This is a genomic window from Lapillicoccus sp. (assembly GCF_025353065.1).
Lineage (GTDB): Bacteria > Actinomycetota > Actinomycetes > Actinomycetales > Dermatophilaceae > Lapillicoccus.
Map to the genome: position 1 here is coordinate 38549 of NZ_JANXRJ010000295.1, position 15176 is coordinate 53724.

Annotated in this window: 13 protein-coding genes; all 13 read left to right on the forward strand. The window is 70.8% G+C overall.

The features are described 5' to 3' along the window. Nucleotides 1-6 precede the first annotated feature (6 nt). Nucleotides 7-2154 carry a glycogen debranching protein GlgX gene (gene glgX / locus Q0R63_RS21800; RefSeq protein ID WP_295702095.1) on the forward strand — a complete coding sequence of 716 codons (2148 nt, stop codon included), beginning with the start codon at nucleotides 7-9 and terminating at the stop codon, nucleotides 2152-2154. Nucleotides 2155-2329: 175 nt separating this feature from the next. Beyond that, a complete protein-coding gene (locus Q0R63_RS21805; protein WP_295702097.1) occupies nucleotides 2330-3895 on the forward strand; it encodes an ABC transporter substrate-binding protein in 1566 nt (521 codons plus the stop codon). A gap of 2 nt (nucleotides 3896-3897) precedes the next feature. After that, nucleotides 3898-4857 (forward strand): ABC transporter permease, encoded by a 960-nt coding sequence (locus tag Q0R63_RS21810; protein ID WP_295702099.1) that lies wholly within the window; start codon nucleotides 3898-3900, stop codon nucleotides 4855-4857. After that, on the forward strand, nucleotides 4854-5738 hold the full coding sequence (locus Q0R63_RS21815; RefSeq protein WP_295702101.1) for an ABC transporter permease: 885 nt from the start codon (nucleotides 4854-4856) through the stop codon (nucleotides 5736-5738). Before Q0R63_RS21810 ends, Q0R63_RS21815 begins: the two co-directional genes overlap by 4 nt. 2 nt (nucleotides 5739-5740) lie before the next feature. Then, nucleotides 5741-6769, forward strand: coding sequence for an ABC transporter ATP-binding protein (locus Q0R63_RS21820; RefSeq protein ID WP_295702103.1), 1029 nt, complete (start codon nucleotides 5741-5743; stop codon nucleotides 6767-6769). Continuing rightward, on the forward strand, nucleotides 6766-7917 hold the full coding sequence (locus Q0R63_RS21825; protein ID WP_295702105.1) for an ABC transporter ATP-binding protein: 1152 nt from the start codon (nucleotides 6766-6768) through the stop codon (nucleotides 7915-7917). The genes Q0R63_RS21820 and Q0R63_RS21825 overlap by 4 nt, the downstream gene beginning before the upstream one ends. Further along, entirely contained in the window at nucleotides 7914-8747 is an 834-nt protein-coding gene (locus tag Q0R63_RS21830) for a M55 family metallopeptidase (RefSeq protein ID WP_295702107.1), read from the forward strand. The genes Q0R63_RS21825 and Q0R63_RS21830 overlap by 4 nt, the downstream gene beginning before the upstream one ends. Continuing rightward, complete coding sequence (locus Q0R63_RS21835) at nucleotides 8748-9698, forward strand: isoaspartyl peptidase/L-asparaginase (protein ID WP_295702109.1); 951 nt, start codon at nucleotides 8748-8750, stop codon at nucleotides 9696-9698. 57 nt (nucleotides 9699-9755) lie between these two features. Further along, nucleotides 9756-10667 carry a MurR/RpiR family transcriptional regulator gene (locus Q0R63_RS21840; protein WP_295702111.1) on the forward strand — a complete coding sequence of 304 codons (912 nt, stop codon included), beginning with the start codon at nucleotides 9756-9758 and terminating at the stop codon, nucleotides 10665-10667. Beyond that, nucleotides 10664-11362 (forward strand): SDR family NAD(P)-dependent oxidoreductase, encoded by a 699-nt coding sequence (locus Q0R63_RS21845; protein ID WP_295702113.1) that lies wholly within the window; start codon nucleotides 10664-10666, stop codon nucleotides 11360-11362. The genes Q0R63_RS21840 and Q0R63_RS21845 overlap by 4 nt, the downstream gene beginning before the upstream one ends. Nucleotides 11363-11374: 12 nt before the next feature. Further along, nucleotides 11375-13093, forward strand: coding sequence for a DUF885 family protein (locus Q0R63_RS21850; protein WP_295702115.1), 1719 nt, complete (start codon nucleotides 11375-11377; stop codon nucleotides 13091-13093). Next, nucleotides 13090-14043: a 2-dehydropantoate 2-reductase N-terminal domain-containing protein gene (locus Q0R63_RS21855; protein WP_295702117.1), complete on the forward strand. Its 954-nt coding sequence runs from the start codon at nucleotides 13090-13092 to the stop codon at nucleotides 14041-14043. Before Q0R63_RS21850 ends, Q0R63_RS21855 begins: the two co-directional genes overlap by 4 nt. Nucleotides 14044-14266: 223 nt before the next feature. Further along, nucleotides 14267-15112 (forward strand): zinc-binding dehydrogenase, encoded by an 846-nt coding sequence (locus tag Q0R63_RS21860; RefSeq protein ID WP_366521194.1) that lies wholly within the window; start codon nucleotides 14267-14269, stop codon nucleotides 15110-15112. Nucleotides 15113-15176 lie beyond the last annotated feature (64 nt).

Genomic DNA, 15176 nt, shown 5'->3' on the forward strand with positions numbered 1-15176 from the left:
GGGGCCATGCGACCCCCGCCGCCCCCGAGACCGCTGCGGGACCTACCTCCTCCCACCGGAATGACGCTCGTCGAGGGCGGCGCCGAGTTCTGCGTCTTCGCCGACGACGCTGACAGCGTGGACGTCTGCCTGTTCGCCATCGGGGACACCACCGGGGCGAGCGAGACCCGCATCCCGCTCATGGAGCGCGCCCACGGCCACTGGTTCGGGTTCCTACCGGGCGTCGGACCCGGGCAGCGCTACGGCCTGCGGGTCGCGGGGCCGTGGCACCCGGAGAACGGCCAGCGGCACAACCCCGCGAAGCTGCTCCTCGACCCCTACGCGCGCGCCATCGAGGGCGACGTCACCTGGCGTCCCGAGGTCTTCGGCCACCGCGTCGGGCGCACGCTCGTCGGCGACCCGAGCCTGCCCGACGACCGGGACTCCGCGGCATACGTGCCGCGGGGTGTCGTCGTCGACGACCGCTTCGACTGGGAGGGCGACCGGCCGCCCCAGCACCCGCTCACCGACTCCGTCGTCTACGAGACCCACGTCCGCAACCTCACGCGGCAGCTGCCGGGGGTCCCGGAGAAATTGCGCGGCACGTATGCCGGGCTGGCGCACGAGGCGACCATCGACCACCTCACGGCGCTCGGGGTCACCGCGGTCGAGCTGTTGCCCGTGCATGCCTTCACGAGCGAACCGGCGCTCGTGCAGCGGGGACTGACCAACCACTGGGGCTACAACACCATCGGCTTCTTCGCCCCCCACGCCCCGTATGCCGCGGCCTCGGACCCGCAGGGCGCGATGGACGAATTCAAGGGCATGGTCAAGCTGCTCCACCGCGCCGGCATCGAGGTGATCCTCGACGTCGTCTACAACCACACCTGCGAGCAGGGTGCTGACGGCGCGACGCTCAGCTGGCGAGGCCTCGACTCGCGCTCCTACTACCGGCTCGACGAGCGCGGTCGCGACATCGACGTCACGGGCTGCGGCAACACCCTCGACCTGCGCCATCCCGTCGTCGCGCGGATGGTCCTCGACTCCTTGCGCTACTGGGTGCAGGAGTGTCACGTCGACGGCTTCCGCTTCGACCTCGCCGTGGCCCTCGCCCGGGGTCGGAACGACGACTACGACATCAACCACCCGTTCCTCGTCGCCCTGCGCACCGACCCGGTCCTGTCGCGCGTGAAGAACATCGCGGAGCCCTGGGACGTCGGCCTGCACGGTTGGCGCACAGGGCAGTTCCCCCCGCCGTTCAGCGAGTGGAACGACCGCTACCGCGACGCGCTGCGCTCCTTCTGGCTGGCCGACCTCGGTCTCGGCGACCCGCGGCACGGGCACGGCGTCCAGGACCTCGCCACCCGCCTGGCCGGCTCGCAGGACCTCTTCGGGCACCGGGACCGTGGGCCCATCGCGTCGATCAACTTCTTCGCGGCCCACGACGGCTTCACGGGCTGGGACCTCACCGTCTACGACGTCAAGCACAACGGGGCCAACGGCGAGGGCAACCGCGACGGCTCCGACCACAACCTCTCGTGGAACCACGGCGTCGAGGGACCGAGTGGCGACGAGGGCATCGAGGACGCCCGTCGGCGCTCGCTGCGCAACCTCCTCGGCACCCTGCTCACCTCCACCGGCGTGCCGATGATCAACGCGGGCGACGAGTTCGGGCGCACGCAGCACGGCTCGAACAACCCCTACTGCCAAGACAACTCGATCTCGTGGTTCGACTGGGAGCTCGAGCCGTGGCGGGCCGACCTGCTCGAGACGTCGCGCTTCCTCACCCGGTTGCGGCGCGACTACCGCGTGCTGCGGCAGCGCTCGTTCTTCTCCGGCCGCGCGGTCTCGGACGACGGGTCCGAGGACATTGCGTGGTACGACGGGGACGGCCGGACGATGAGCAGGCAGGCCTGGGGCGACCCCGCCTCGCGGACCCTGTCGATGTACCTCGACGGGGCCTGGCTCGGCGAGCCGTCTCTGCTGGTGACCTACCACGGTGGGACGGAGGACACCGCGGTGACGCTGCCACGGCCGCCGGGGCTCACGGCATACGCGCTGCTCTGGGACAGTGCCTGGCCCCGCCCGCAGGAGCCCAGCGACATCGACCTCGAGGTGCCGGTGACGATGACGGCCGCCTCGATCCGGGTGTATCGGGCGACCGACCCCACCTGAGCGGTGGGGTCCCGTCACGGGCCGGTCGGCTCCGGGAGAAGCCGTCGCGCTCTGGGAGCAAACGCGTGACCTCCTTGTGATGCGAACGTAACAAATCTCGGGCAATATGACTCCCTGTAACTAATGAAACGGAGCCAGGGCGCACTGACCTGGCCGTCGCGGAGAGAGTAACCCGATGAGCAGACGTGTGGGAGCAGCAGCAACAGCGATCGTGACGGCGCTGGCACTGGCCGGCTGCAGCGGCGGTGGCACCGCAGCCGGGGGGGCTGGGGGCGCGACCGGCGCTCCGGTCAAGGGCGGCACCCTGACCATGGCCCGGTCGGCCGACATCATCTCGATGGACAAGACGACGACCTTCGACAACAACTCCATCCGCGTGATGGAGCAGATCATGGAGCCGCTGTTCCACGCGAGCCCCGACGGCACGAAGGTCGAGCCCTGGCTCGCCACGGGCTACCAGGCCTCGGCGGACGGACTGACCTACACGATCACCCTGCGGGACGGCATCACCTTCTCGAACGGCAGCCCGATGACCTCTGCCGACGTGAAGTTCTCGATCGACGAGAACACCAAGACGGCCGAGACCGGGTGGGGCTTCATCAACTCCGCCATCGCGTCGGTGGCCGCGACCACCCCCAAGACGGTCACGGTCACGCTGAAGTACGCCTGGGCCCCGCTCATCGCCGATCTCGCGCTCTTCGCCAACGGCATCGTCCCGAACAACTACGGCGGCAAGACCTCCGCGCAGTTCTACGACGCGCCGGTCGGGACCGGTCCCTTCGTCTGGGGCGGCTGGAAGAAGGGTCAGTCCGTGTCGGTCAAGGCCAACCCGACGTACTGGCAGGCGGGCAAGCCCCACCTCGACGGGGTGACCTGGACCGTCGTCGCCGACGCGAGCACGCGCAAGCTGCAGGTCCAGGGTGGTCAGGTCGACATCGACGACACCCCCGACTGGTCGAGCCTCGCCTCGCTCAAGAGCGCCTCGGGCGTCAAGGCAGTGACCTACCCCTCGACGCAGATCGACTACATCGCCTTCAACCAGAAGCGCGCCCCCTTCGACGACGTCCACGTGCGCCGGGCGGTCTCGATGGTCATCGACCGCGACGCCCTGGTCAAGGCGGTCCTCTTCGGCAACGGCCAACCCGCCTACTCGCTGCTGAGCCCCGGCACTCCCTACTTCGACAAGGCCGCCGGGGGCGCCAAGCTCGACGTCGCGGGCGCCAAGGCCGAGCTGGCGAAGTCCAGCAAGCCGAACGGCTTCACGACATCGCTCCTGATCCCCTCGGGCAACCCGAACCAGGCCTCCGTCGCCCAGATCATGCAGTCCGAGCTGTCGGCGATCGGGATCACGATGACCATCAAGCCGCTGGACCCGACGGCGAACAAGCAGGCCCGCCTGGCCTCGGACTTCGACATGACGACCTCGGCCTGGACGATGGACATCCCCGATCCCGACGAGTGGACGTCCTTCGCCGTCGACCCGACCGGCGGCTCGCACTCGGCGTTCACCTACTACAACAACCAGGACGTCATCGCCATCAACAAGCAGGCGCAGAAGGTCAACGACCCGACGAAGCGCCAGGACCTCTACTCCCAGCTGCAGAAGCAGGTCAGCCAGGACGCCTTCCTCGCCTACCTCTACTACTCGCCCTACGTCTACGCCACGACCGACAAGGTCGAGGGGTTCACGGTGACGCCCCTCGGCACCTACCCGCTGCAAGACGTCTACAAGACGAAGTAGCCGTGCTCCACCGACTGAGCTTCGTCCCCGGACGCCTCCTCCAGTCCGTCCCGGTGGCGTTCGGGGTGACGCTCCTCGTCTTCTTCCTCGCGCACCTCCTGCCGGGCAACGCCGCACTCGCCCTGCTCGGTCAGCGAGCGACCCCCGAGAGCGTCGCCGCGCTGACCGAGCAGCTCGGGCTCAACAAGCCGCTGTGGGAGCAGTACCTCTTGTTCCTCAAGCAGCTGGGCCAGGGCAACCTCGGGACCAGCCTCACCTACCAGTCCCCCGTGACGGGCCTCGTGCTGGGCGCGATCCCCGTGACCCTGACCCTGCTCGCCTACGCGCTCGTGCTCTCCCTCGCGATCAGCATCCCCCTCTCGGCCCTCGCCTCGTTCCGGCCGGGCGGTGGCCGGGACCTCGGGGTGCGAGCCTTCACGCTCCTCGGTCAGGGCATGCCGCAGTTCTGGGTGGGCATCATGCTCATCCTGCTGCTCGCCGTCGGGCTGCGGACGTTTCCCGTGGGCGGCTACGGCGAGACGGCCGGCGAGCACCTCTACTTCCTCTTCCTCCCCTCCCTCACCCTCGCGATCGCCATGTCTCCCACCATCATCCGCAGCCTGCGCTCCTCGATGATCACCGTCCTGGAGTCCGACTACGTCGGCACCGCCAAGTCGAAGGGTGCGTCCGGCGTCTCGCTGCTGACGGGTCACGTCCTGCGCAACGCCGCCATCCCGACCGTCTCGGTGATCGGGGTCAACCTCGGCTACCTCGTCGGCGGCTCCCTCGTGATCGAACGGGTCTTCGCCCTCCCCGGCCTCGGGTCGTTGATGATCAACTCGATCTTCACGCGCGACTTCCCCACCGTGCAGGGCGTCACGCTCTTCGTCGCCCTCTTCGTCGTCGTCGTCGGGATCCTCACCGACGTCATCTACACGATCCTCGACCCCCGGGTCGACCTCGGACGGGCGTCCAGCGCATGACCACAGTCACCACCCTGTATGCCGCTCGCCGCGCCCGCCGAAGCACGGCCGGCTCCCGCTCGCTCAAGCCCTGGTACCGCAACGGGTCACTCGTCGCCGGCATCGTCATCGTCGGGCTCCTCGTCCTGGCCGCCCTGCTCGCTCCTGTCCTGTCGCCCTACGACCCCATCAAGCAGGACCTCGTCAACGCCCTCGCCCCGCCCTCGTCCACGCACCTGCTGGGCACCGACAAGTTCGGCCGGGACGTCCTCAGCCGGCTCCTGTGGGGCGCCCGCGTCGACCTGCGCGTGGGCTTCATCGCCGTGCTCATCCCCTTCGTCATCGGGACCGTCGTCGGCGGCGTCGCCGGCTACTTCGGCGGCTGGCTCGACACGGTGCTCATGCGCATCGTCGACGTCTTCTTCGCCTTCCCGTTCTACGTCATGGTCATCGTGCTCGTCTTCGTCCTCGGATCGGGTGAGGCGAGCATCTACATCGCCATCGCGGCGGTCTCGTGGGTGTCCTACGCCAAGATCGTGCGCGGGGAGGTGCTCGTCGCCAAGGAGCAGGACTACGTCGTCGCCGCCCGTCTCGGCGGACTGTCGCACGCGCGAATCCTGGTGCGCCACATCGGTCCCAACGTCCTGTCGCAGGCGATCATCTACGGCATGAGCGACATCGTCATGGACATCATGGCCATCGTGACGCTGGGCTACCTCGGCCTGGGCATCGCGCCGCCCACCGCAGAGTGGGGCAGCATCATCAGCGACGGCCAGGAGTTCATCACCACGCAGTGGCAGCAGGCGACCATTCCCGGCCTCGCCGTCGTCGTGACCAGCCTCGGGCTCTCGTGGCTCGGCGACGGCCTGTCCGACCTGCTCAGCCCCGAGAGGCGGAAGTGACCGTGCGCACGTCCTCGGCAGCCGGCACCGCGGCCTCCACCGCGCTGTCCCTCCTGCGCGTCACCGACCTGCGCATCGGCATCCGCCGCCGTCGGGGCGACGACACCGTCATCGTCGACGACGTCTCCTTCGACATCGCCGCCGGCCAGCGCTTCGGCGTCGTCGGCGAGTCCGGATCGGGCAAGTCGCTCACCCTGCGCGCCGTCGCCGACCTCCTTCCGAAGGGCGTCGAGGTGCTCTCCGGCAGCATCCTCTACGACGGCCGCGAGCTCGTCGGCATGCCCGGCGCCGAGCGGCGACGGCTCATGGGTCCGGAGATCGCGATGATCTTCCAGGAGCCGATGACCGCGCTGAACCCGGTCGTGCGCGTCGGCGACCAGATCGCCGAGGGTCCGCGGCGGCACCTCGGGCTGTCGAAGCGGACCGCGCACTCCCTCGCCGTCGAGATGATGGCGAAGACCGGCATACCCGACCCCGAGCGCCGCTCGCGCGCCTACGCCCACGAGCTCTCGGGCGGCCTGCGCCAGCGGATCATGATCGCCATGGCGGTCTCCTGCAGCCCGCGCCTGCTGCTGTGCGACGAGCCGACGACGGCCCTCGACGTCACCGTGCAGCACCAGGTGCTCAGGGTGCTCGAGGACCTCTGCGCCGACACCGGCACCGCTCTCGCCTTCGTGACCCACGACCTCGCGGTCGTCAACCAGACCTGCACGAGCATGGCGGTGATGTACTCCGGGCGCATCGCCGAGTCCGGCTCAGTCGTCGAGGTGCTCAGCAACCCTCGGCACCCCTATACGAGAGGGTTGCTCGACTCGGCGCCCGACTTCGACCAGCCGGAGCGGCAGCTGATCCCGATCGCCGGCTTCCCGCCCAGCGTGACCGGCCGGCCGGTAGGCTGTGCGTTCGCACCCCGATGCCCCTTCGCTGTCGAGCGCTGCCGGACCGCGGTCCCGCCGCGGGAGGAGATCACCCCTGGTCACGACACCGCGTGCTTCGAGTCGGAGCGGATCTTCGCCGGGGTGCCGGCATGACCGCGGCCCGGCAGGACGCCACGCAGGACTCGACCGACGTGCTGCGGGTCGCCGACCTCACGAAGGTGTACGCCCTGCACTCACCGGTCATCTCGAGACTCACGCGCGGAGGCGCGCGCGACGGCCAGCTGCGCGCACTCGACGGCGTCGATCTCGAGCTGCGCCGGGGCGAGATCCTCGCCCTCGTCGGGGAGTCGGGATCCGGCAAGTCGACCCTCGCGAAGATCCTCGTCGGTGGCCAGACCGCGACCTCGGGCAGCGTGCACCACGACGGGCACCCGATGCCGGCCCACCGCGACCGTGACCAGCGGCGCCGGATCCAGATGGTTTTCCAGGACCCCTACTCCTCACTCAACCCCCGGATCTCGGTCGGCTCCATGCTGCGTGAGCTGCTCCTCCTCCACAGGGTCGTGCCCCGCCGCGACGTCCGGGCCGAGAGCGTGCGGCTGCTCAACCTCGTGGGGTTGGAGGAGGACGCGCTCGAGGCCTATCCCAGCCAGTTCTCCGGTGGGCAGCGGCAACGGCTCGCCATCGCCCGAGCCCTGGCCGTCCGTCCCGACGTCCTGATCGCCGACGAACCCGTCTCGGCCCTCGACGTCTCGGTGCAGGCCACGATCCTCGAGCTCTTCGCGTCCCTGCAGCGCGAGCTCGGCCTCAGCATCCTGTTCGTCGCCCACAACCTGGCGGTCGTGCAGCACCTGAGCCACCGGGTCGCCGTCATGTATCTCGGCCGCATCGTCGAGGTGGCCGAGACGGCCGAGCTCTTCGCCAACCCCCGGCACCCCTACACCCGGGCGCTGATCGACTCGATCCCGCGGATGAGCGTCGGCAGCATCAACGAGGAGTTCGTCCTCGAGGGGGAACCGCCCAGCCCCTTCGACGTCCCCGCCGGATGCCGCTTCCACCCGCGCTGCCCCTACGCCACCGACGCCTGCCGCACGACCGACCCGGCGCTCGCCGACGTGGCCCGCGAGCACCGGTCCGCGTGCCTGCACGCCAGTGACCTCGACGCCTTCGACGCCGCCCCCGACCCTCGTCGCTCGCTCGAGTTCGGCTCTCCCACAACGGCGGACCTCGAGCGGGTCGCCACCACCACCACCGTCACCACCACCGTCACCACCACGAAGGACAGGAGCACGTCGGCATGAAGGTCTGGATGTCGTTGGACATGGAGGGCGTCGCCGGCGTCGTCGACTGGGACCAGTGCCGACCGGGCAGCGCCTCCTACGCTCTCGGCTGCGCGCTCCTCCAGGACGAGGTCAACGCAGCGATCGAGGGCGCGATCGCCGGCGGCGCGACGCAGGTCGTGCTCAACGACTCGCACAGCCGGATGGCCAACCTCGACCCCCGCAGGATCGTGGGCGAGGCCCACTACATCTCCGGCGGCCACAAGCCGATGTACATGATGCAGGGGCTCGACGCGTCGTTCGACGCCGTCTTCCTCGTCGGCTACCACGGCTCGATCTCGGGAAAACCGTCGACCTTGTCGCACACCTACAACCCCGAGGTCTTCACCCGGGCGCAGGTGGGTGGCATCGACGTCGGCGAGAGCGGCATCAACGCCCTCGTCGCTGAGCACCACCGGGTGCCGATCGCCTTCGTCACCGGCGACGTCGTGACGTGGGAGGAGACCGAGCCCTTCGCGCCCGGCGCCGCCCACGTCGTCACCAAGGAGTCGATCACCAGGGGGAGCGCCCACAGCCTCCACCCGACCGAGTCCTGCCGCCTCATCCGGGCCGGAGCGGAGGACGCGATGGCCCGGGTTGCGGCCGGGTCGGTCGGGCTCCCGGGGATCACCCGTCCCGGGGTCCTCGACCTCGAGCTCGCGACCGCCGACATGGCCGACATCGCGACCTGGGCCCGGGGCGTCGACCGGACCGGCCAGCGCAGCGTGCGGATCTCCGGGGACGACCTGCTGGAGGTCTACCGCTCATTCGTCGCGGTCACCTACATCACCCGCCAGGCCGGAGGGCGCTGAGTGCCTCACGCCGAGGAGTCGGTCGCACCGCCCGGCACCACCCGTCTCTGGGACCTCCCTCCACGGGGTCCCGTCGCGCTGGCGCTCCACGGAGGGGCGGGTGGGCGCATCGAAGAGCTCGGGGCGGAGCTGCGCGAGGCGTTCGAGGCCGGCCTGGCCGCGGCATACAGGGCGGGGAAGGCGGTACTCGAAGAGGGTGGCAGCGCGCTCGATGCGGTGTGCGCGTGCGTTGCCCGGCTGGAGGACGACCCACTGTTCAACGCCGGCCGTGGCGCCGCACTCACCATCGACGGCGTGGCCGAGCACGACGCGGCCGTCATGGACGGTAGCGGAGCAGCCGGCGCCGTCGCCGCCTCACGCCACGCGCGCAACCCCGTCCTCGCCGCCCGGAGCGTCCTCGAGGAAGGCCCCCACGTCTTCCTCGTCGCTCCGAGCGCCGAGCTCGTCGCCGGCTGGGGCCTGCAGACCGCCGACCAGGAGTACTTCGTCACCGAGGCACGGGTCGCCCAGCTCGGCCGCATCCGGTCGCTGCGGCTCACCGGCCCCCGACACGGGACGGTCGGGGCCGTCGCCCGTGACGCCCTCGGCCACGTCGCCGCGGCGACCTCGACCGGGGGGATGGCCGGCCAGGCGGGCGGGCGGATCGGGGACACGCCGCTGGTCGGCGCGGGGACCTACGCCCGGGACGACTCGGTCGCCGTGTCGTGCACCGGTGAGGGGGAGGCCTTCATCCGCGGCGTCGTGTCGCACGACATCGCCGCCCGGGTCCGCTACCTCAACTGCGACGTGGCGCAGGCCGTGACCTCGACCATCGCGGAGGAGCTCACGGCGCGAGGCGCCAGCGGCGGGCTCGTCGCCGTCTCCGCGGACGGGCGGGTCGTCGTGGCCCACAACTCCCCCACGATGTTCGCGGCCTTCGAGCAGGACGGCCGGCTGGTCCTGCTGACCTGACACGACGACCCGACCAAATCCGACATCGACACCACGAAGCGAGGAGCACGGCCCGAGATGGCGATCGACGACCAGATCTTCGCCCGGATGGGCGAGCTCAGCCCGGCCGAGAAGAAGGTCGCGCGGGCCCTGCTGTCGACCTACCCCAGCTCGGGACTGCAGAGCGCGGCCGCTCTCGCGAAGGAGGCGGGCACGAGCACCCCCACCGTCCTGCGGCTCGTCGCCCGGCTCGGCATCGGCAGCTATCCCGACTTCCAGCGGCGGCTGCGCGAGGAGATCACGCACCACATGAGCAGCCCGGTGAGCCGCACCGAGCGAGGGGTACGCGAGCACGAGGAGACGGGCTCCTTCACCGCAGCCGTGGCCGGCAAGATCGGGCTCGTGGGGGCGCTCGCCTCGAGCATCCCACCGAGCGAGTTCGACCACGCCGTAGGGCTCCTCGCCGCGCGTCCGAAGCAGGTGGCCGTCTGCGGGGGCTACTTCAGCCGCTACCTCGCGATGCTGTTCGCCACCCAGCTCGACCAGGCGATCCCGCACGTCATCTTCGTGGCTGAGCCACTCGGCCACGACATCGGGCGGCTGCTGGGGCTCACGAGCGGCACCGTGGCGATCATCATCGACTTCCGCCGTTACGAGCTGACCGCGAAGCAGGCGGCGGACATCGCGAAGCAGCGAGGAGCGACGGTGATCGTCATCACCGACCAAGGGCTCTCCCCCGCAGCCGAGAGCGCCGACATCGTCCTGCCGGTGCCCGTCGACGGCATCCCCTTCGACTCCTTCATCGGTCTCCTGGCCCTGCTCGAGACCCTCGTCGAGGCCGTCCTCGCCGCCTCGGACGGTGACGGGCTGGCGCGCATGAAGGAGTGGGAGCAGACCGTCCAGATCGCCCGGGCCTACCGCGCGACCGCGCTCTCCGAGCTGAACCCGGCCGCAGCCACCCACGGGCCCGACCTGCGAGGGGGGGCATGAGCCCCCTCGGCGCCCGGGTGGCCGTCGTCACCGGCACGGCGCAGGGCATCGGGGCGGCCATCGCGGACCGCCTCGAGCTGGCGGGGGCGACCGTGCACCGGGTCGACCGTGACGAGGTCGACCTGAGCGACACCCGCGCGACCGAGGCGTTCTTCGCGTCCGTCGGCGACGTCGACGTCCTGGTCAACAACGCCGGCGGCGTCGTCGGGCAGACCCACGTGCCGCTCGACGAGCTCGACGACGCGGCCTGGGATGCGGTTCTCGCGGCGAACCTCACGACCACCCGCAACTGCACCCGGGCGGCGGTCCGCACGATGAAGCCGCGGGGCTGGGGGCGGATCGTGATCATCTCCTCCGGGGCCGGCCGCAGCGTCAGCCTCACTGGCATCCAGGCCTACGCGACGGCCAAGGCGGCGCAGATCGGCTTCACCCGACAGCTGGCCCACGAGCTCGGTCCCCACGGCATCACCGTCAACTGCATCGCCCCGGGGTTCGTCCTGTCCAATCCCACGACGCGGGCCCAGTGGGAGTCCTACGGCGAGGTCGGTCAGCAGGCCCTCGTCGCCGGCATCGCCGTGCGGAGGACCGGCACGCCCGAGGACATCGCGCGCGGCGTGGAGTTCTTCGTGGTCCCGGACGCCGGTTGGGTCACCGGCCAGACACTCTCGATCGACGGAGGACACTCGCTCTTCTGAGCGAGACAGCAGATGACGCCAACGACCAGTTCCGCTCTCTCACAGACCCTTACCGGCCTCGGCGAGAGATACTTCGACGTCCAGCACCGCTACGACCCCTACAACGCCACCCTCCTCGGCATCTCCGACGTCGACCACCTCGCGGGCGACCCCCGCCTCGCGGCGAGTGAGCAGGCTGCCGCCGACCTCGACGCCATCGGTCGCGAGGTCGCGCGGCTCGACCTCTCGGGCGCCACCGAGGCCGAGCTCGTCGACCACGGTGTGATGACGTCCCTGGTGCGCGGGGCCGGCGACGACGCCCGGCACGCGCTCTGGGCCACCAACGCCTCCCCCAACGGCTACGTCAGCCGGCAGGGTCTCGTCTTCCAGGCGGTGCCGGCGATGACGACCGGTGACGACGAGAGCCGCGGGCGCTACCTCGAGCGCCTGTCCGGGCTCGGCGGCTACTTCACCGCACTCGGTGAGCGGTATGCCATGGAGGCCTCCCGCGGGCGCGTGCCCACCCGGCTCGGGGTCCTGCGGTCGGTGCAACAGCTCGAGGGCTATCTCGCGCTCGCGGTCGCGGACGACGTCCTCCTCGGCCCCGCCCGCGCGTCGGGGGACGCGGAGACGCTGTCCCGCGCCACGGCCCTCGTCGAGCGCGAGGTGCGACCCGCCATGGCCGACCTCGCGGCTCGCCTCACCGCGGAGCTGCTTCCGGTCGGCCGCGTCGGCGACCGGGTCGGCATCCACGCGGTCCCCGGTGGCGCCGAGGGCTACCAGGCGGCGGTGCGCCGGCATACGACGACCGATCTCACCGCCGACGAGATCCACCGCCTCGGCCTCGACGAGCTCGAGCAGATGCGGGCGGAGTGGAGCGCGATCGGCCGACGAGCCCTCGGCGAGGAGGACGTGTCGCGGATCGCCGCCCGGATGCGGGGGGACCGCTCTCTCCGTTTCGAGACGACCGACGAGATCGTCGCCGTCGCCCGTGGCGCGCTCGCACGGGCCGAAGCCGTGCGCGGCGACTGGTTCCCGGCGACCGCCATCCCTGAGTGCGTCATCGAGCAGATCAACCCGATCGACGCCGGCAACAGCGCCCTCGGCTACTACCGCCCACCCGCCGTCGACGGCAGCCGACCCGGCGCATACTGCGTTCTGGCTGCCGACCCCACCAGCCACTACCGCTACGAGTACGAGGCGCTGTCCTTCCACGAGTCGGTGCCCGGACACCACCTGCAGCTCGCGACGGCCCAGCTGCTCGACATCCCCCGCTACCGCCGTCACCTCGACGTCGAGGCCTGCAGCTTCAACGAGGGCTGGGGCCTCTACTCCGAGCAGCTCGCCGACGAGATGGGGCTCTACAGCGACGACCTCTCGCGCCTCGGGATGCTGTCGTTCCGCGCCCTGCGGGCGTGCCGGCTCGTCGTCGACACCGGACTGCACCACCTCGGCTGGACCCGGGATAAGGCCATCGACTTCATGTTCGACCACACGGCCACGACGCGGGAGCACGTCACGAGCGAGGTCGACCGCTATATCGCGTGGCCGGGCCAGGCCCTCGCCTACCTCATCGGCCGCCGCGAGATCGTCCGACTGCGCGCCGGGGCCGAGCAGCAGCTCGGGACCCGCTTCTCGGTCATCGACTTCCACGCCGCGCTGCTCGGCCACGGCGCCGTGCCCCTGACCGTGCTCGCCGAGATCGTCGAACGCTGGACCGCCAGCACCGTTGCCCCCAGGAGGAATTCGTGAAGATCACCGTCATCGGCGCCGGAGCGATCGGCGGGACCCTCGGGGCGCTGATGGCCCGCGACGGGCACGACGTCACGCTCTGCGACGCGGACGAGGCGCACGTCGCGGCGATCCGCGAGCACGGGCTGCGGATCGAGGGACCGGTCAACTCCTTCACCGTCGCCGTCCCCGTGCTCACCCCGGCGCAACTGCCGGACACCATCGAGCACGCACTCGTCGCGGTGAAGAGCCTGCACACCGCATCGGCGGCCGCGCTGCTCGTCGACCGCCTCACGGCCGACGGCGACGTGCTCACCGTGCAGAACGGTCTGACGGCCGACGTGCTCGTTGCTGCTGTCGGGGCCGACCGGGTGCTCTCGAGCTTCGTCAACATCGGCGCCGACGTCATGGGACCCGGCGTCGTGATGCAGGGCAACGTCGCCACGTTCCGGGTGGGCGAGCTCGCAGGCGGCGACATCACTCCGCGCGTGCAGGCCCTCGCCGACGCCCTCCCGTATGCCGAGGCGACCGACAACGTGCTCGGCTACCTCTGGGGCAAGGAGGCCTACGGCGCGATGCTGTGGGCCGGCGCGGTCTCCGACCTGCCCATCGCCCAGACCCTAGACAGGGCCGAGTACCGCTCTCTCATGGTCGCGCTCGCGCGGGAGGTGCTGGCCCAGGCACCCGTGCGGGTCGAGTCCTTCGACGGCTTCGTGCCCGACGACCTCGAGGGGTCCCTGGACCGCCTGGCGGCCTTCAACCGCCGGAGCGCCAAGACGCACAGCGGTATCTACCGCGACCTGATGGTGCGCCGCCGCAAGACCGAGGTCGACGAGGTCCACAAGGACATCTCGGGCCCGATCTTCGACCGCATCGTCGAGATCGTCCACGACATCGAAGAGGGACGCCGCACCTGCGAAGTCGCCAACCTCGACGAGCTGGCGGCGTTCGCCGCCAGACTTCCGGCCTGACTCCCCCACCCGAAAGGAACCCCGTGCGCGCCGCCGTCTACCAGTCCGCCGGTCACGTCGAGATCCAGGACGTCACCGACGCCAGCATCCAGCAGCATGGCGACGCGCTCGTGCGCGTGGTCCGATCCTGCATCTGCGGCTCCGACCTGTGGTCCTACCGCGGGGTGATCACCCGCGTTGCCGCTCGAGGCTCGGGCACGAGTTCATCGGGGTCATCGAGGCCGTGGGCGCGGACGTCACGACCCTCAGCGTGGGCGACCTCGTCGTGGCCCCCTTCCAGTGGTCCGACAACACCTGCCCGGCCTGCCTCGACGGCATCCAGACCCGGTGCGAGCACGGCGGCACCTTCGGGGCGCCAGGCACCGACGGCGGGCAGGGCGAGGCGGTCCGTGTCCCGGAGGGCGACGGGACGCTCGTTGCCGTCCCCGGCGGTCTCGAGGGCACCGACCCGGCCCTGTTGACAGGGCTGCTCGCTCTGACCGACGTCGCCGCAACCGGCCTGCACGGGGCAGTCCTCGCCGGCGTGACGCAGGGGTCGACCGTGGCCGTCGTCGGTGACGGCGCCGTCGGCCTCTCCGCGGTGCTCGGCGCCACCACGGTGCTCGGTGCCGAGCGCGTCATCCTGATGAGCCGGCATACCGACCGGGCCGAGCTCGGCCGCCGCTTCGGTGCGACCGATGTCGTCGCCGAGCGCGGCGAGGAGGGCGTGGCCAAGGTGCTCGAGCTGACCGGCGGTCTCGGTGTCCGTCACGTCGTCGAGGCCGTGGGCACGCCGGAGTCCTGGGAGATGTCGCTGGGCATGGCTCGGGTCGGCGGCCGGGTCGGGGCCGTCGGGGTGCCCCACACCAGCCCCCAGCTCGGGATCTTCACCCCGTTCCGGCAGCACCTCACCCTGAGCTTCGGCGTCGCCCCCGCACGGCGCTACCTGCCCGACCTACTCACCCGCGTGCTGGCCGGGACCTACGACGCCGGCGCCGTCTTCGACCTGACGATCCCCCTGGACTCCGTCGCTGACGGCTACCGCGCGATGGACGAGCGCCGGTCGATCAAGACCGTCCTCGTCCCCTGAGGTGGCGGGCGCGCCAACTCGGTGGGGTTGACGCTGCGTCATCGGGGTTGACGCCCGTCATCAC